General features: G+C 63.5%; 1 protein-coding gene. It reads left to right on the forward strand.

Annotated elements, in window-relative coordinates; genetic code table 11:
- Positions 1 to 901: MFS transporter (locus EOC06_RS29875; protein ID WP_245470206.1), on the forward strand; the 901-nt coding region annotated here is incomplete at both ends.

The raw sequence follows: 901 nt of genomic DNA on the forward strand, positions 1-901 counted from the left end.
GGTTTTCGGCTTCCGACATCGGCCTGATGGGCACCTTCTACTTCGCCGGCTTCCTGCTCGGCTGCCTGGCCATCACCCGCATCATGAAGGCGGTCGGCCATATCAGGGCATTTTCGGCGCTGGCGGCAATCGCCTCGGTCGGCACCTTGCTCCTGGTGCTGGTCATCGATCCGGTGATGTGGTGCGCGGTGCGCCTTGCTGGCGGCTTCTGCTTCGCCGGGCTGTTCACCATCGTCGAAAGCTGGCTGAATTCCGGCGTCGGCAATCACGACCGCGCACGCGTGCTGGCGATCTACCGGATGGTCGACATCGGTTCGGTGACATCAGCCCAGTTCCTGATCCCGGTCTTCGGCGCCGGCGGTTTCGCCATCTTCGCCATCATGTCGATGATGATCACCTTGTCGCTGGTGCCGGTGTCGCTCGGCGACCGCTCAAACCCGGCACCACCCGAAGAGGTCAAGCTCGACCTGGCGCGCGTCTGGCGGATTTCGCCGCTGGGCTGCTTCGGCTGCATCGCCGTCGGCGTCACCAACAGCGCCTTTCGCACCTTGTCGCCGGTCTATGCCGAGCAGATCGGCATGTCGGTCGCCGATGTCGTCACCTTCGTCAGCGTCGGCATCTTCGGCGGCGCCATCATCCAGTATCCGCTGGGTTATCTCTCCGACCGCTGGGACCGGCGCCGCGTCCTGTTGATCACGACGTGCTGCGCAATGTTTTCGGCGCTGGCGCTGGTGTTCATCGCCGGCAGCAATCCGGCGCTCAACTTCATCCTCATCTTCATCTTCGGCTGTTTCGCCATGCCGCTCTATTCGCTGTCGGCGGCGCATTCGAACGATCGCGCCGACACGGGCGAGTTCGTGCTGATCAATGCGGCGCTGATGCTGTTCTATTCCTTCGGCGC

The sequence above is a fragment of the Mesorhizobium sp. M7A.F.Ca.MR.362.00.0.0 genome (genome assembly GCF_004023175.1).
GTDB lineage: Bacteria > Pseudomonadota > Alphaproteobacteria > Rhizobiales > Rhizobiaceae > Mesorhizobium.